Source organism: Amycolatopsis sp. DG1A-15b, assembly GCF_030285645.1.
Lineage (GTDB): Bacteria > Actinomycetota > Actinomycetes > Mycobacteriales > Pseudonocardiaceae > Amycolatopsis.
Window position 1 is genome coordinate 8,290,441 of the sequence record NZ_CP127296.1, and the last position, 15,591, is coordinate 8,306,031.

At 72.8% G+C, this 15,591-nt stretch carries 16 protein-coding genes; 10 read left to right on the forward strand and 6 right to left on the reverse strand.

Annotation, left to right across the window (positions count from 1 at the left end; genetic code table 11):
* The first annotated feature begins 139 nt into the window (after positions 1-139).
* Positions 140-637 carry an excalibur calcium-binding domain-containing protein gene (locus tag QRY02_RS38360; RefSeq protein WP_285987643.1) on the forward strand — a complete coding sequence of 166 codons (498 nt, stop codon included), beginning with the start codon at positions 140-142 and terminating at the stop codon, positions 635-637.
* Entirely contained in the window at positions 634-1,284 is a 651-nt protein-coding gene (locus QRY02_RS38365) for a class F sortase (protein WP_285987644.1), read from the forward strand. Before QRY02_RS38360 ends, QRY02_RS38365 begins: the two co-directional genes overlap by 4 nt.
* On the opposite strand, the gene QRY02_RS38370 is transcribed toward QRY02_RS38365, so the two are convergent.
* Together QRY02_RS38370 and QRY02_RS38375 are read right to left on the reverse strand one after the other, a co-directional pair.
* Positions 1,254-3,530, reverse strand: coding sequence for a helicase-associated domain-containing protein (locus QRY02_RS38370; RefSeq protein ID WP_285987645.1), 2,277 nt, complete (start codon positions 3,528-3,530; stop codon positions 1,254-1,256). The two genes, QRY02_RS38365 and QRY02_RS38370, sit on opposite strands and share 31 nt — an antisense overlap.
* A gap of 14 nt (positions 3,531-3,544) precedes the next feature.
* Positions 3,545-4,336 (reverse strand): thermonuclease family protein, encoded by a 792-nt coding sequence (locus QRY02_RS38375; protein WP_285987646.1) that lies wholly within the window; start codon positions 4,334-4,336, stop codon positions 3,545-3,547.
* A gap of 191 nt (positions 4,337-4,527) precedes the next feature.
* Between QRY02_RS38375 and QRY02_RS38380 the strand changes: the two genes are divergently transcribed.
* Both QRY02_RS38380 and QRY02_RS38385 read left to right on the forward strand, forming a co-directional pair.
* The gene (locus QRY02_RS38380) at positions 4,528-5,913 is read left to right on the forward strand and encodes a 3'-5' exonuclease (RefSeq protein ID WP_285987647.1); all 1,386 of its coding nucleotides are present in this window, start codon (positions 4,528-4,530) and stop codon (positions 5,911-5,913) included.
* 91 nt (positions 5,914-6,004) lie between these two features.
* The gene (locus QRY02_RS38385) at positions 6,005-6,343 is read left to right on the forward strand and encodes a DUF3024 domain-containing protein (RefSeq protein ID WP_285987648.1); all 339 of its coding nucleotides are present in this window, start codon (positions 6,005-6,007) and stop codon (positions 6,341-6,343) included.
* Here the strand turns inward: QRY02_RS38385 and QRY02_RS38390 are convergent.
* A complete protein-coding gene (locus QRY02_RS38390; RefSeq protein ID WP_285987649.1) occupies positions 6,340-6,657 on the reverse strand; it encodes a nucleotide pyrophosphohydrolase in 318 nt (105 codons plus the stop codon). The genes QRY02_RS38385 and QRY02_RS38390 overlap by 4 nt on opposite strands.
* A gap of 376 nt (positions 6,658-7,033) precedes the next feature.
* On the opposite strand from QRY02_RS38390, the gene QRY02_RS38395 reads away from it, so the two are divergent.
* From QRY02_RS38395 to QRY02_RS38405, 3 genes are all read left to right on the forward strand, one after another.
* A complete protein-coding gene (locus tag QRY02_RS38395; protein ID WP_285987650.1) occupies positions 7,034-7,954 on the forward strand; it encodes a nitrate- and nitrite sensing domain-containing protein in 921 nt (306 codons plus the stop codon).
* An 88-nt stretch (positions 7,955-8,042) separates the two neighbouring features.
* Positions 8,043-9,368 carry a DUF6880 family protein gene (locus QRY02_RS38400; protein WP_353068101.1) on the forward strand — a complete coding sequence of 442 codons (1,326 nt, stop codon included), beginning with the start codon at positions 8,043-8,045 and terminating at the stop codon, positions 9,366-9,368.
* Between the two features lie 226 nt (positions 9,369-9,594).
* Positions 9,595-11,103, forward strand: coding sequence for a hypothetical protein (locus tag QRY02_RS38405; protein ID WP_285987651.1), 1,509 nt, complete (start codon positions 9,595-9,597; stop codon positions 11,101-11,103).
* A gap of 3 nt (positions 11,104-11,106) precedes the next feature.
* Here the strand turns inward: QRY02_RS38405 and QRY02_RS38410 are convergent, their stop codons facing one another.
* The 3 genes from QRY02_RS38410 to QRY02_RS38420 all read right to left on the reverse strand — a co-directional run bounded on the left by QRY02_RS38410 (position 11,107) and on the right by QRY02_RS38420 (position 13,197).
* On the reverse strand, positions 11,107-11,262 hold the full coding sequence (locus QRY02_RS38410) for a hypothetical protein (protein ID WP_285987652.1): 156 nt from the start codon (positions 11,260-11,262) through the stop codon (positions 11,107-11,109).
* Positions 11,263-11,528: 266 nt separating this feature from the next.
* Positions 11,529-12,461, reverse strand: a complete 933-nt coding sequence (gene coaA / locus QRY02_RS38415; protein ID WP_013222129.1) for a type I pantothenate kinase — start codon at positions 12,459-12,461, stop codon at positions 11,529-11,531.
* A gap of 115 nt (positions 12,462-12,576) precedes the next feature.
* Complete coding sequence (locus QRY02_RS38420) at positions 12,577-13,197, reverse strand: macro domain-containing protein (protein WP_285987653.1); 621 nt, start codon at positions 13,195-13,197, stop codon at positions 12,577-12,579.
* Between the two features lie 98 nt (positions 13,198-13,295).
* Between QRY02_RS38420 and pheA the strand changes: the two genes are divergently transcribed.
* The 3 genes from pheA to QRY02_RS38435 all read left to right on the forward strand — a co-directional run bounded on the left by pheA (position 13,296) and on the right by QRY02_RS38435 (position 15,579).
* Positions 13,296-14,204 (forward strand): prephenate dehydratase, encoded by a 909-nt coding sequence (pheA, locus tag QRY02_RS38425; protein ID WP_285987654.1) that lies wholly within the window; start codon positions 13,296-13,298, stop codon positions 14,202-14,204.
* A complete protein-coding gene (locus QRY02_RS38430; RefSeq protein ID WP_285987655.1) occupies positions 14,201-14,818 on the forward strand; it encodes a histidine phosphatase family protein in 618 nt (205 codons plus the stop codon). Before pheA ends, QRY02_RS38430 begins: the two co-directional genes overlap by 4 nt.
* Before the next feature lie 116 nt (positions 14,819-14,934).
* Positions 14,935-15,579, forward strand: coding sequence for a DUF4232 domain-containing protein (locus QRY02_RS38435; RefSeq protein ID WP_285994041.1), 645 nt, complete (start codon positions 14,935-14,937; stop codon positions 15,577-15,579).
* Positions 15,580-15,591 lie beyond the last annotated feature (12 nt).

Below are 15,591 nucleotides of genomic sequence, written 5' to 3' on the forward strand. Positions count from 1 at the left end.
ACCGGTGAAGAATCACCAGTCGCGTCGTTCTTCGTGGGACGCTGCCGTTTCCGGAATTCCGGAATAGTCCGTAACGGCACCGCCGAGGCGGCGATAGTAACCACGCAATCGCCCCAGATTCCGTTCGGAAGGAATTCCGTTGTCCCTGTTTCGCCGTGCCCTGACGACGGCCGCCGCCGTCGCCGGGCTCGCCCTCCTCGGCCCCGTTCCCTTCGCTTCCGCGCAGCTCGCGACGCCCCTCGTCGGCGACGTGGACTGCAAAGACTTCCAATACCAGGAGGAAGCCCAGGCGGTTCTCGACGCCACCCCGGGCGACCCCAACCACCTGGACGACGACAAAGACGGATTCGCCTGCGAAACCCTGCCGCCCCGGCCGAAGCAGCCGGGCACGACCACGGCGACGGCGGAAAAACCGGCCAGCACAACGCGTTCCGCACCGAAGACGACCACCAAAACGCCTGCCAAAAAGCCCGCCACCACCGGCGGCCAGGTGAAGGTCAAGCCGGTCGGCGGCGTCGCCACCGGCGGCGGTGAGCCGGACGACGACGCCCCCGGCTTCCTCGTGCTCAGCGGCACGCTGCTCGCCGCGACGGTGTCCGGCGGCATGGTGCTCTACCTGCGCCGGCGTCCGAGTTGAGGCACCCACGCCTGTGGCCCGCGGTCGCGGCGGTCGTCGCCGCGCTCGGCGTGGTCCTGGCCGTGGCCCTCGTCCTCGTCCTGTCGCCGAAAGCGCCGCAGGAGATCGCCCCGCCGAGCCCGGCCGCCACGAACCCGGCGGGCACCGCGAGCGTCGCGCACCCCGCGGCAGCGGCCGCCGACGGCCTCCCCGCGGCGAAACCGGCGTCCCTGACCATCCCGGCGATCGGTGTGCGGGCCGAGGGGATCAAGGACCTCGGCCTCACGCCGGACGGCGCGCTGGAAGTCCCGGGTGACGCCACGACGGTGGGCTGGTTCACCGGCGCGCCGTCGCCCGGGCAGACCGGCCCGGCGGTGCTGGCCGCGCACGTCGACTACAAGCACGTGCCCGGCGCCTTCTCCCGCCTGAAGGAGCTGCGCCCCGGCGAGCAGGCCAAGGTCGGCCGCGCGGACGGCCGGGTCGCGGTCTTCACCGTCTACCGGGTCGACCACTACCCGAAGGCGACGTTCCCGACCGACCAGGTCTACGGCGACACGCCGGACCCCGAGCTGCGGCTCATCACCTGCGGCGGGGCGTTCGACCGGGAGAGCGGCAACTACCTCGACAACGTCGTGGCCTACGCGAGGCTCACCGCCGTCGAGGCCTGAGCCAGGTCGATCCGGGTCAGCTCGAGCCGCCGGTAGGTGCGCTCCCGGAGGGACCAGACGTCCAGGATCTCGCCGTCGAGCTCGGGGTAGGCGATGACCAGGTGCTCGTCGCCGTACGCGATGTCGACCGGCAGCCCGGCTTCGAGCTGCCAACAGAGCTGCTGCTGCTTCGGCGTGAGCCGGCCCGCGTAGCGGTCGCTCATCGCCCGGGCGAGCTGCCCGCGCAGCAGGGCCGGCCCGCTCGCCGGGGCGGCCAGCAACCGCTCGGCGTGGCCGGCGGGATCGGGTGGGAGCTCGCCGGGTCCGGGGTCGCGGACGGCCACCGTCGGCTCGGCCTGGTCACGGGCGGGCAACACGATGCTGCCGTCCGGGGCGTGCCGGGTCGGCGCGTAACCCGCTTCGCGCAACGCCTCCAGCGTGCCCACGGCGTCCACAGTGGACGTCAACACGGTCGGCGCCACCGGGCGCAGGCCGAGTTTGGCCAGCTTCCGGTGCGCGGCGAGCTCGGCCAGCACGGCGGGTTCGCCGACGACGACGCTCGCGACGTCGAACACCTGCGCCTCGCCGTGCCGCCGCGCGACGTCGTTGACCAGGTACACCAGCGGCTGCGGCAGGTCGCCCGCGGCGATGGCGCGCAGGTCGTCGAGCAGTCCTTCTGTCGTCGCGCCCTGGTCGAACGCCCGCCGGACGGACGCCGGGGAGAACCGCCAGCTGGTCGCGGTGCCCTGCACTTCGCGGTCAGCGACGCGGTCGAGCAGCGCGGCGAGCCGGGCGTCGGGCGAGCCGGGCACGATCGCCGTCAGATCGGTGCCGAACAACGCCGTCGTGCGGGCCCGGGAGACCAGTTCGCCGGTGACTTCGACGAGCCTCTCCGGGGCGAGCAGGGCGCGTCCGGCCGCGGTCACGGCGCCGTGCGCGACGACGCCGAGCAGTTCGCCGTCGCCGAGCGCGTCCCGGACGTGCCCGGCGAAGTCATCGGTCGGCAGCAGCGGCGCGTGCCACTCGGCGAGCCGGGTCAGCGCGTCGACGTCGAGCGCGTCACCGGGAGCGAGCCGCGCCAGCAGCCGCACGACCAGCCGCCGCACCAGCGCGTCGACGTCGGTCTCGAACTCCGGCGGCGCCGGGTCCCACCAGGTCGTCAGCAGCAGGCGGTACAACAGCGCCGGCGCCGGCCGCGCGAGGTCCGGGTCCGGCGCGAGCGTGGGCGCGGGTGCCTTCTGGCCGCGACGCGGCGGCGGTGGCTCGTCGGCCACCAGCAGCCCGGCCTGCGCGGCGAGGTCGATGGCCAGCTCGATCTCCGCCGGGGTGGCGCCGGTGTCCTTGGCGAGCTTCTTGACCAGCCGGGTCCCGATCGTGCCGTCCTTGAGCAGCGGCAACGGTTCCGCGGCGGCCAGGTCGAGGATCGCCGACACGCGGTCGAGCAACCGCAGCGCGGCGGCCGACGACGCCGCTTCGGCCGCTTCGGCCCCGGTGTGGGTGACGGCGTACTCGGGTTCCGCGGGGGTGAACGGCAGCTGGTGGCCCGGGCCGCGCAGCGCGAGCGACACCTCGATCGGCATGGCCACGGTGCCGTGGTAGGTCCCGAACAGGAAGCCGTGGTCGAACGCCCAGCCCGCCGGGACCAGGCCGTCGACCTCGGGAACGCCGTCGGCCATGTCCAGCAACAGCTTCCGCGTCGCGGCGGGCGCGGTGGCGAAGAGCACGCGGACGCGCTCGCCGTCCCGGAAGAAGCGGACGAGCCCGAGCAGGAGCTCCGGCTTGCGAGTGGCGTCGGGCAGGCCCAGGGCCCGCGACAGCGTGGCCAGCCGGCTCGTGCCGAGCTCCCCGAGCAGGTTCGCGACGGGCCGGCCGAGCCCCTCGGCGCCGAAGCTGTTGCGGTGCAGCAGGTCCGGCAGCTTGACGCCGTCCTCGTCGCCCCACACCAGCGCGCGTTCGGCCAGTTCGTCCACCGAGGACTCGACGGTGGCGGTGTCCGTGCCGAGCAGCCGGGCGACTTCCGCGACGGGCGCGGGCCGCTGTTCGAGCGCGTGGCACAGCTGGACGGTCCGCAGGACCTGCACCAGCGGCATCGGCAAGCCGAGCAGCGCGGCATCGACGGACGCACCCGACGCGAGCCGCGCGGCGACGACGTCCAGCCGCCGCGGCCACGGTTCCCGCAGTACGTCCGGCCGGTGGGCCAGCACCTTCGCCAGGGCGTCCTTGTCCAGGCTCGCCAGCCTGCCGCGCAGTTCGTCGGCGGTCGTCATCGGCCCAGGCTAAATCACCGTTCGCAGGCGACGCCGTCGCCGTCGCGGTCGAGCGCGGGCCGGTAACCGGGTTCGCCGCGGTGGAGCGGCGCCGCGTGGGCGGCCTTCGCCGCGGAGCAGTTCGCGTAGTAGACGCTGGGCGCCGGGGCTTCTTCGGTGGCCTCGACGGGCGGCGGCGGGGGAGCTGCCTTGGTGGCCGGCGCCGGCTTCGGGGTCGCGACCGGGGCCGGGGTGGGCGCCGGGGCCGGCGCGTCGATGGTGCCTTGGCACGGCGGTCCCCACAGCCCGCTGACGGCTTGCTTCGCCGCGGTTTCGCCGGCGGCGAGCGCGGGCAAAGCGGCGGTGGCCGCGTACTTGAGATAGCCCTTTTGAATCGCCAGAGTCGCGTAGTCCTGCCCACCGGCCAGCGTCAAGGAGATGCCTTGCGCAGTTTCCGCGCCGAGCGTGACGGCGGCGCCGGAAAGCGTCGAAGTGGCCCAGGCGAGCGATTCCGCCGCGTAGCAGCCGGTGCTCGCGACCGGGGCGATCACTCCGAGGACGTGCACCGTTTTGCTGGTGCCGTCGCTGCCGTTGACCACGACGGTCGCGCCGTCCGTCACGCTGCCGACGGTGTAGGTGACGGCCGCCGGCGTCGGGGTCGGAGACGGAGTTGTGCTGGTCGGCGGCGGTGCCGAGGTCGCCGGAGCGGCGGCGGTCGTGAGCTTCGGCTCGGGTGCCTTCCCGAAGATCGCACCGAGCGCGAACAGGACGGCGAAGGCGGCCAGGACGATCTTCAGCCAGTTCGGAAAGCGCTTCTTCGGCTGCATGCGGGATTTCCTCGTTCCTCGAGCGAAGTGCTGACGAGGTACTCGGGAAATTGCCCGCCCTCGTTACGCGGTGGCTCGTGATCGACCACCAGTCGTTATCCGGCGGAATGTTGCCGTCACGATCACGTCACGAACCACGACCGCGTGCCGAAAAGCTGTCACAAGCGCCCGCCGGGAAACGACCTGCGGACGTGATCGAATCCCTCCCGCTGCTCGGTGCCGGCGGTTACCCCGCCGCCGGCCTCGACTTCACCGCCGTGGACATCCGGACCACCGGGCTGCGCTCCGGACGCGTCGTCGAACTCGCCGCGGTGCGGGTCGCCGCCGGCGGCTCGGTCGCCGGTGAGCTGTCGACGCTGGTCGACCCCGGCCCCGGTGTGCCGCCCGGCCTGGCCTTCGTCCACGGCATCACCCGCGGCGAACTCGACGGCGCGCCGTCGTTCGGCGAGGTGCTGGGGCCGCTGCTCGACCTGTGTGCCGGCAGCGTGCTCGTGGCGCACGACCTCGCGGCTGCCGGGGCTTTCCTCGACCGCGAGATCGAGGCTCTCGGGGTCCGGATGCCGGTGCTGCCGGGCGTTTCGATCCTGGCGGCCGCCCGGTCGGTGGTGCGGCTGCCGAACTACCGGCCGGCCACTGTGGCGCACGCCTTCGGGGTGCCCGCCCGGCCCGGGCAGTCGGCGTTGTCCGGTGCGCGGACGGTCGCCCAGCTGGTGACGGGCTTGTTCGGGCGGTACGGCCTGACGTTCGCGACCCCGCCGGTCCTGCCCGGCCTGCCCCGGTTCGCCGACGGGCGGCTGCTTCCCCGCGCCGAGGCGTTGCCCGCCGAGCCGGGGTGGATGGCCGAGGCGCTCGAGCGGATCCCCGGCGGCGGGGCCGGGGACGGCTACCTCGACCTGCTCGCCGGAGTCCTCGCCGACCAGCACCTCGCGCACGACGAGGTGGCGGCACTGGCCGCGTTGGCGAGCGAGGCCGGCCTGTCCGAAGAGCACGTGCGATCGACGCACGTACGGCTCGTGACCGCGCTGCGGGAGATCGCGGAACGGGACGGCGTGGTGACCGCCGCGGAATCGCGCGAGCTGCGGCAGGTGGCCACCGCACTCGGTGTCGCCGACGCCGGCGACCTGCGGCCCACTGCGGCCGGTAAGCCGGCCCGGGTGCTGGTGCTCGGCACCACCGTGGCGGCCGACCGGCTGCGGGCCCGGGTCCTCGCCGAGGGCGTCCAGCTGGCCAAGAAGCTGACCGCGAGCGTCACCCACCTCGTGGCCGACGCGTCCGTGCCCGCGGACGAGCCCCGGCTGACGCGCGCCACCGAGTTGGGCGCCGTCCTGCTCGACGTCGGCGTCGCCCCGGTGGCCCTCGGCTTCGAACCGCCGCCCGCGCAACCGGCCGCGGCGGCGCCCTCGAGGACGAAGCTCGTCGGCGGGCGGGTCCTGATGGGGATCGGGCTGCTGCTGATGTTCATCGTCGTCGTCGCGATGTTCGGGGGGACGCCGGTGGGCGCCGGGATCTTCTTCGCCGTGTTCGGGGTGGGTGCGCTGCTCGGCGGTTGGTGGCTGGCCGCGCCCGCCCCGCGCTAGCACCGGTCCGGTGCCCTGCGCGGCCCGTGCTCACCCTGTTTGGCGGTGCCCCCGTGCGGCCTGGCCGAGCGGGACCCGGTTCACTGGCACCATGGCGGCAATTCCGGAGCTCGCGCTGCGGCAGATCGAACGGTGGTGCGCGCAGCGCGTCCCCGAGCACCTCCAGGACCGGATCCGGGTCGAGTGCCGGACCCGGGGCCGCGCGGTGACCATCGTCGAGCGCCGCGCGCCGTGGTCGCCGCAGGCCGGACCCGACTGGAGCGAGCAGAAGATCGCGCAGCTGCGGTTCGACGAGTTCGGCATCTGGTCGGTGTGGTGGGCCGACCGGAACGGGAAGTGGCTGAGCTACCCGGACGCGCCGGTGGCCAGCACGCCGCCCGCGCTGCTCGCCGAAATCGACCGCAACCCCGGCGGGGTGTTCTGGGGCTAGGCGGGCGGCGGGAAGCGGACCTCGTTGCGGTCGATCTTCGCGTGGGCCGCGGCGGCCAGGTCGACGCCGAGCCGGTCGGCCAGCTGCAGCAGGTACAGCGTGACGTCCGCGATCTCGTCCAGCACCTTCCCCGCCAACGCCTGATCCTCGCGCCACGCGTCGGACTCCTCGGGGGTCAGCCACTGGAACAGCGAGGTCAGCTCGCCGACCTCGCCGGAAAGCGCCATCACGAGGTTCTTCGGGGTGTGGTACGGCTCCCAGGCTCGGGCCGCGGCGAAGCCGCGCAGTCGCTGGGTTACGTCGTCGAGGTTCACGGCGCGATTGTGCCCGGCCGTCACCACGGCTTTCGGGGGTCCGGGTGGCGGAGCCCCCGGCCCGGGGCGAAGCCCCGGTCGTCACCACGGCTTTCGGGGGTGCGGGTGGCGGAGCCCCCGGCCCGGGGCGAAGCCCCGGTCGTCACCACGGCTTTCGGGGGTGCGGGTGGCGGAGCCCCCGGCCCGGGGCGAAGCCCCGGTCGTCACCACGGCTTTCGGGGGTGCGGGTGGCGGAGCCCCCGGCCCGGGGCGAAGCCCCGGTCGTCACAGTGCGCTAACGGCCGTATGGCGGACTGGCGTTGACCGGTGAATCTCTCACTCAATAGGTTGAACTTCGTCGGGATTGTGCGGGGACCAAGGCTGGGAAAGGAACGTCTTGAAGTACCTGCGATCCGTCCGCGGCCGCATGCTGGGCATCGCGTTCATCCCCGGCGGCGCGCTCGTCGCCGTGGCCGTGGTGATCGCGATTCTCCTGATCCACCAAGCGGTTCGGACCCGGGACATGGCCGTGGAGACGGCGGCCGCCGCGGACCGCACGGCCCGTGCGGTGGTCGCGCTGCAGGCCGAGCGGAGCGCGGCGATGGCCGCGCCCGAGCAGCGGAGTGCCGCATACGCGAATTACACGCAGCGGATCGAGTCCGCCATCGCCGGCCTGCGCGACTACGCGCGCCACGCCCCGGACGCCGAATCCGCCTACCAGCAGACGACCGCCGTCGAGCTGCTTTCCGTCGCCGAAGGCATGGATCGCTCCGATTCCCTCGCTCTGGCCGGGCTGGACAACGTGACGCGGGGATCGTTCACCTCCGCCGTGGCCTCCTACCGGGCCGATCTGGCCCGGGTCGTCCCGCAGCTCACCGAGAGTGGCCGGATGGCGTACGAATCGCTCACGCGTAGCGCCGAATGGAGCAGGCTGGCGGCCACCGAGAACGCCTTCACGGCCGCAGAACCGCTTCCGGTTCCCGAACCCACGTGGCGCAGCGCCTCCTACGCCGTGTCCGCTCAGCTCGGCCTGCTGTACACGCAGCAGAGCCAGTACGCCGTGCAGCTGACGCTCGACGACGGCCGCCGCACCCTCGCCGGTGCCCTGGCGGCGGGCACGGCGCTCCTGCTGTTCGCCGGGCTCCTGATGGTGGTGGTCCGGCGGCTGGTGGCGCGGGTTCCGGTGCCGGTCGTGCCGATCATGGTGCCGACCGTGCACGCGGCCATCCCCCGACCCCGCCACGCACGGTCACGACGGCCGGGTCTTCCGGATCCCTGGCCGCTGAAAGCCGTGTTCGACGACTTGCGCCGTCGATGAGCCGCTTACGCAACGTCATGTATTACTCCGAAAAGAGCACGCGGTTGGCCCACACGCGTGGCGGTGGCCGTCGGGCAGACTGGTGCGCGTGAGTCCCCCCTCGGATCTTCGCCCCTACCTGCGCACTTTGGACGTGGAGACGCTGGCGGACCTGCTGCACGCCCAAGCCGAGCGCGATCCGGAGCTGCGGCATTCACTCGAACTGCGCGCGGCCACCCAATCCGGTGACGTCACCGAAGCGCACCGGCTGCTGGACACCGCGGTCACCGACGGGAACGTCGAGTACACCGCCAAGATCGGCGCGGTCCTCGACACGCTGCAGCGGATGCTCGACGCCGGCAGCCGCGCCGACCTCGCCCCGCTGGCCCGGCGCACGGTCGACGACATCAGCGAGGTGCTGGAGCAGTCCGGCGACCACGCCGGCGACCTGGCCGACCGGCTGGACCGGGCCGTGGAGCTGTACGCCCGCGCGTGCACCGCCCGGCCGCCGGACCCGGAGAAGCTGGCCGACTGGATCCTCGAGGTCGAGTTCGACGGCCCCGGCCGCCCGGTGATCGACCTCGCCGAATTCGCGACGGCGCTGGGTGAGCCCGGGCTCAAGCGGATCAAGTCCACTGTGGACGACGTGCTCGCGGCGAACGGGCCGGGCCACCGCCGCGACGTGGCCGAACGGCTGCGGGAGCAGCTGGCCGAGGTGCTCGGCGACGTCGACGAGCTGGTGGCGATCCTGTCGGCCAAGCCGCCGCGCGTGGACGTCAGCCTCAAGATCGTCCGGGTGCTGCGGGCCGCCGGACGGCACAGCGAGGCCATCGCGCACGCCGCCCGCGCGCTGACGCACGACAAGCAACCGCCGTCACCGGAGCCGGAAAGCGAGACCGCCCGGCGCCGCAAGGAATTCGATGCGCGGCCGGACCGCGAGACGTACGCCGCTCTCCGCGAGGCCGCGCAGGCCGCGGGGAAGTGGACGGTGCAGCGCCGGGACGCGCTGGCGTGCCTGCGCGAACGCGCCGCCGAAGGGGTCGAGCAGGCGGACGAGCTGGCCCGGGTCCTGCTCGACGACGGCCGTCCCGACGAAGCCTGGCGGGCCTGCGTGCGGTTCGGCGCGTCCACCGAGCTCAGATTGGAGCTGGCGGAACAGCGGGCCGCCGAGCACCCGGCCGAGACGATCCCCGTCTTCCGCGAGCACGTCGACGAACTCATCGAACGCAAGGACCCGCAGGCTTACCAGGAAGCCGCCCGCCGGCTGAAGCTGTTGCGCACCTTGCACAAGCGGGCCGAAACAGCGGACGAATTCACCGCTTACCTGGCCGCGCTGGTGGAAAACCACCGGCGGAAAACCCGCCTGATCACGGAAATCCGGGCCGCCAGGATCGCCATGCCGAAAGCCGTAACCTCGCCGCGCACCCCTCGTTGACCCAGGCGAACCGGTGTTACACGTGCACCGGGACATCGTGAGCGCGCCAGGCGTCGCGGTGGCCCGGTTCCGTCGTCCCCGCTCGGCGCCTCCCCGCCGAGCCCGCGGCGGGACCCGCGCCAGGGCCACCGCGACCCACACGGTGTTGAACCGGGGCTTCGCCCCGGCCCGGGGGCTTCGCCACCCGGACCCCCGCAAGAAGTGGGTGAAGTGAAAGCATGAAGCCATGAGCCCGGTCAGTCGCGCCCGCAAGAAGCCGCCGCAGCCCGTCACCCACAGCGTGACCGGCCTGTTCAAGGACGTCCTGAACGACTTCTCGGCGCTGGGCGCCGACCCCGAGCCGGTCGACGTCGAACTGCTCGCCTCCGAGGTGCTCGGCCAGTTCCGCGACCTGCCCGTCGAAGACGGCGAAGAGCCGCTCGGCCTGGAGCTCATCGCCTTCGCGCAGCGCAAGATCACGCCGGGCGCCGCCGCGCTGCTGGCCGCGCTGAAGGTCGTCGCCGAGACCGACGTCGAGCGCAAGGCCGCCGACGCCGGGCTGCAGGTCGTCCTCGGCCGCGGCATCCCCGCGCCCTCCTGGGCCGACGGGCTGGGCCGGCTCACCGCCGGCGAGTGCTGGCGGACCGGTGACGTCTACGGCGACGAGTCGTCCCTGCTCTGCGTCTTCTCCCACGGCGACCAGGCGTACGGCCTGCTCGCGCTGCTCGACTTCACCGAGGCGGGCCGGGTGCGGGACCTCGTCGTCATCGACCAGCCCGCCGATGTCCTCGCCGAGATGCGGGAGCAGTCCGACGCCGACCCGGAACTGGTCGTCTTCGAAGCGGTCGATCCCGCCGAGGCCCACCGCCTGATCGCGGACGGCCTCGCCGCCACCGACCACCTCGACGAGGCCGACGTCAGCGAGGACTACGCCCGCTTCCACGCGGTCGCGCTGACCTGGTGCCGCGCGCTTCCCGAGCCCGCGCTCGTGCCCGAGGTGGCCGAGTGGTCCGAAACCGAGCGCGCCGCCGTCGTCGAGCAGTTCGTCGCGGCGAGCGGTGAGGACGCCGGCGCCGCGCGCGCGATCGGTGGCTTGCTGCTCGAACACGGCCTGCGCACCGACCCGGGCAACCCGCTGCGCGTCGGGCCGGAGAAGATCGCGCGGTTCCTCGAGGGCTTGCTCGGCGAGGAGTACGAGCTCGACGCCGACCACGAGGACGCCGTCGAGCCGGTCGTGCTGGCCTGGGTGCAGTGGACGGGCGAGCGGGCGCACCTGACCGAGACGGCGATCGCCGCCCTCGACGAGGCCGTCTCCGACTACCTCAGCGAGTACGCCGACGATGACGACTCGCCGCTGGAGCGCTACTTCGCCGACACCGGCGACCTGTCGCCGACCGAACTGGCCGACGCGCTGGAGCGCCGGATGTTCGCCGTGCCGTCGCTGACCACGGAAATCGACGAGGAAGAGGTCGACCTCGACCCGACCGACCCCGACCAGCGCCGCGCCCTCGTCATCGCCGAGGCCGACGAGGACGAGGACGAGCAGCGGCTGATCCTGCGCGCCACGATCGTCGACCAGCTGTGGGACAACGAGCCCGCCGAGGTCTGGCCGGCCGTCGAGCGCCTCCAGGAGGGCGAGCTCGACCGCGACGAGATCTTCGAGCAGCTGATCGACACGCTGGAAAACAGCCTGCTGGACGGGGAAAACCTCGAATACGACGCCGACGCCTACGTCGAGGCGCTGGCCGAGCTCTGATCGTCAGGGGAGGGGGCCTGCCGGTTCGGCGGGCTTTCCCTTGCGCCGGCGTTCCTGCAGCCGGTCGTCGAAGTCGACGACGAACGTTCCGGCGGCCATCGCGATCAGCAAGGCCAGACCGAGCACCGCACCGACCCACGTGAGGATCATCGTGAACATCGTGGGCCTCCTCCCCAGCTCAGAGCCGTTTTCCTGACTTCTTCAGGGTCGCTTTCACAAGCGGCCGGGGATATCGGCCAACCGGTTACGGCTGCACGGCGCACCTCGGCCGATCGGCCGGAATCCGGAGCGGAGAGTCGCGAGATCGCGACGAATCGTGGCCGCGCACTCGCGCAGCGTGCGAATGCGCGGCATGTGGGTGACGGGGTGCGTGACTGTGACATCTGGGGCTCCGCCACCCGGAGCCCCCGATGAGATCGAGCGGGTCAGAGCTTGCGCAGGCGGACCCGGTTGATGGCGTGGTCGCAGTCCTTGCGCAGCACCAGCGTCGCCCGCGGCCGGGTCGGCTTGATGTTCTCCATCAGGTTCGGCTCGTTGATCGAGTGCCACAGGTGCCGCGCCTCGGCGCGGGCCTCGTCGTCGGGCAGGCCGGCGAAGTGGTGGAAGTGCGACGCCGGGTCCGCGAACGCCGTGTGCCGCAGTTCGAGGAACCGCTCGACGTACCAGCGCTGGATGTCGTCGGTGTGCGCGTCGACGTAGATCGAGAAGTCGAACAGGTCGGACACCATCAGCCGCGGCCCCGGCTGCAGCACGTTCAAGCCTTCGACGATGAGGATGTCCGGCTGCTGCACCACCTGCTCCTGGCCGGGCAGGATGTCGTAGGCCAGGTGCGAGTACACCGGCGCGGCGACGCGCTCGGCACCCGACTTGACCTCCGTGACGAACCGCAGCAGCGCGCGGCGGTCGTAGCTCTCCGGGAAGCCCTTGCGGTGCATGATCCCGCGCCGCATCAGCTCGGCCCGCGGGTACAGGAAGCCGTCGGTGGTGACCAGGTCGACGCGCGGGTGGTCCGGCCAGCGGGCGAGCAGCGTGCGCAGGAGGCGGGCGGTGGTCGACTTGCCGACCGCCACGCTCCCGGCGATGCCGATCACGAACGGGACCTTCGTGCCGCGGGAGTCGTCACCGAGGAACGTCGTCGTCGCTTCGTAGAGCCGCTGGCGCGCGGCGACCTGCAGGTTGATCAGGCGGGACAGCGGCAGGTAGACGTCGGCCACCTCGGCCAGGTCGACCTGCTCGCCGAGACCGCGCAGCCGCAGCAGCTCGGCCGCCGTCAACGGCAGCGGCGTCGAACTTCGCAGTTCTTTCCATTGTTCCCGGTGCAGCTCGACATACGGGCTGAGTTCGCGGACCCGGGTCATCGCACACCCTTCCGGCCGTCGCCTGCACTGGCGGACGTTTCACCTGCGTGATTAACGGTAGGGCTTATGGCCGGTTAAAGCGCTGTGACGTAGTCCACCCCCCAACCGGGGTTGATCACCGAGCGTCACGATTTCCGAAGACTTCGTCCCAGGCCGCGGCGACCTGCCGGGCGCAGGTCGCGGGGGCGACGCCGCCGACGCCGGTGCCGAGCCCCGGCATCGCGACCGTGTGGACGAACTCCCGCACCGGGCCGTGGTCGAGCCGGCCGTCGCGCCAGGTCAGGAACACCGCGCGGGCCGCGAGGTAGGGGTGGACGGTGTCGGCGGGCAGCAGTTCGCCCGGCTCCCGCATGGTCGGCGCGCTGATCAACCACGCCGGCTCGGCTTCGCCGGTCGGCACCACCACGGCGTCGCCGATCGGCAGCTCACCGCCGTGGAAGGCCAGGACGGCGCTGCGGACGCTCTGCTCCACGCCCGGGAACGCCCGCGCGTAGACGGCGTCGATACCGCCGCGCATCCAGCCGTAGGAGTTGGCCGGGCTGACCACGGCCTGGGCCACGACGTCGAGCACCGACCCGCGGTGCACCCGGACCCGGCCGGCGAGCTTCTGCGCGGCGGCGGTCCAGGCATCGGCGAGTGGTTCATCGACGGCGCACAGCACCAGCTCCGGTGCGCGAGGGGCGACCGGCGGCTTGGCGCCCTCACGTCCGGCGTGCGTGCCCGATTCGGCGGTCACGCCCTCAGCATCGCAAAAAATGCCACCCGGCGTAACCGGTTCCCGTACCGGCTGTCCGAGTGAATGTCGCCACGGCCAGGCCCCGTAGCCTGGGTGCTGTGTCACGGATCGCATACTTCGGCCCCCGGGGGACCTTCACCGAACAGGCCGCGCGGGTGCTCGCCGCCGGCGCGGAACTGATCCCGGTCGAGACCATCAGGCAGGCGATGACGGCCGTCCGCGAGGGCGCGGCGGACGCCGCCTGCGTCCCCATCGAGAACTCCGTCGAAGGCGTGGTGCCCGCCACGCTCGACGCGCTCAGCGAGGCGGAGCCGCTGGTCGCCGTCGCCGAGACCATCCTGCCGATCCACTTCAGCGTGCTGACCCGGCCCGGGGGCGGGGAGATCCGGACCGTCGCCAGCCACCCGCACGCGCTGGCCCAGGTCCGCGAGTGGCTCGACGCGCACCTGCCCGGCGCGAACGCGGTGGCGTCGTCGTCGACGTCCGCCGCCGCGGTCGGCGTGCTGGAGGGCGACTTCGACGCGGCGGTCTGCGCCCCGGTGGCGGTCGAGCACTACGCCCTCGACGTGCTGGCCACCGAAGTCGCCGACGTCACCGACGCGGCGACGCGGTTCCTGCTGGTCCGCCGGCCGGGCGAGCTGCCGGAGCCGACCGGCGCGGACCGGACGTCCGTGGTCGCCGCGGCCGCGAACCGCACCGGCACGCTCGCCGAGCTGCTCACCGAGCTGGCCAGCCGCGGCATCAACCTGACCCGGCTCGACGCCCGGCCGACGCGCAGCAACTTCGGCGAGTACCGCTTCTTCATCGACTTCGAGGGGCACGTGGCCGAGCCCCGGGTCCTCGACGCGCTGACGGCGTTGCGCCGGCACTGCCGCAACCTGCGGTTCCTCGGCTCGCACCCGCGTGCCGACGGCGTCTCCACCACGATCGAGCCCGGTTTCGGCAACGACGACTTCCTCGAAGCCGCCGCGTGGGCCGACGCCGTCCGCAAGGGGGCCCAGGCGTGAGGCTGCTGCTCATCCGCCACGGGCAGACCGACGGGAACGTCCGCGGCGCGCTCGACACCGCCCTGCCCGGCCCGCCGCTGACCGAGCTCGGCCGGCGGCAGGCGGACGCCCTCGCGGCGCGGCTGGCCGAGGAGCCGCTGGTCGCCGTCTACGCGTCGCAGGCGACGCGCGCCCAGCAGACGGCGGCGCCGCTGGCCGCGCGGCTCTCCCTGGAGGTGCAGGTCGTCGACGGGGTGCACGAGGTCGTCGCGGGTGACCTCGAAGGGGCGACGGACCACGCGTCGATCCGGACCTACATGGAGACGGTCCGGCGCTGGACGCTCGGCGAACTGGCGCCGTCGCTGCCCGGCGGCGAGAGCGGCACGAGCGTGCGCACCCGGATGCTGGACGCGGTCGGCCGGCTGCGCGCCAAGCACGAGCAGGCCGACCCGGACGGGGTGATCGCCCTGGTCAGCCACGGCGGTGCGATCCGGCTGGCCGCTGAATGGCTGGCCCCGAACGTGCACCCGGACGTCGCCAACGCGGCGCTGATCCCCAACACCGGTCTCGTGGAGCTGGTGGCGCAGCCGGATGGCCGGTGGCGCTGCCTGACCTGGGTCGACACGCCGCTCTGAAGACCCGAACGTGTGATCCTGTCACGTTTAGAACACGTCCCGTGGGGAATTTACGAGAGCAGCCAACCCGCCCGCGACCCGGTACGTCTACCCAGTAGCACCACACCAGGGAGGCGATTGACATGAAGCTTTCACGGTTGTTCCCGGTCGTCGCGGCTTCGGCGGGCGTCCTCGCGCTCTCCGCCTGCGGCGGGGGCGGCACCACGAACGCGGCGAACAGCTCGACGCCGTCGACCTCGGCGTCGCCGACCGCCACCACCACGGTCACCACCGCCACGCCGAGCCCCACCCCCACCTCGACGCCGGCCGAGCCGCCCGCGGCCCAGCCCGCCGACAACGGGCTGTGCAAGTCCGGGGACGTCAAGCTCTCGCTCGGTCAGGGCGACTCGGGCGCCGGCTCGACGTTCCGGCCGCTGCTCATCAGGAACTCCAGCGCGAAGCCCTGCACCATCCAGGGATTCCCCGGCGTGTCCTATGTGGCCGGTGCGGACGGGCACCAGGTCGGCAAGGACGCCTTCCGTGACGGCACCAAGGGCAACGCCGTCAAGCTCAACCCCGGCCAGACCGCGGCCGCCGACATCCAGTTCGTCAACGTGCGCAACTTCGACCCGGGCACCTGCCAGCCGACGCCGGTCAAGGGGCTGCGCATCTACCTGCCGCAGGAGACCGCGTCGAACTTCGTGCCGGACGACGGCACCGGCTGCGCGAGCACGAAGATCCCGGGCAACCAGCTCGCGGTGAAGACGGTCCACCCCGCCTGACCCGGACCCGCT

Bases quoted from the DNA above. Each gene is read 5' to 3' on its own strand.
- QRY02_RS38370 (WP_285987645.1), bottom strand. From the start codon at position 3,530: ATGACGACCGCCGACGAACTGCGCGGCAGGCTGGCGAGCCTGGACAAG.
- QRY02_RS38375 (WP_285987646.1), bottom strand. From the start codon at position 4,336: ATGCAGCCGAAGAAGCGCTTTCCGAACTGGCTGAAGATCGTCCTGGCC.
- QRY02_RS38385 (WP_285987648.1), top strand. From the start codon at position 6,005: ATGGCGGCAATTCCGGAGCTCGCGCTGCGGCAGATCGAACGGTGGTGC.
- QRY02_RS38405 (WP_285987651.1), top strand. From the start codon at position 9,595: ATGAGCCCGGTCAGTCGCGCCCGCAAGAAGCCGCCGCAGCCCGTCACC.
- QRY02_RS38410 (WP_285987652.1), bottom strand. From the start codon at position 11,262: ATGTTCACGATGATCCTCACGTGGGTCGGTGCGGTGCTCGGTCTGGCC.
- coaA (WP_013222129.1), bottom strand. From the start codon at position 12,461: ATGACCCGGGTCCGCGAACTCAGCCCGTATGTCGAGCTGCACCGGGAA.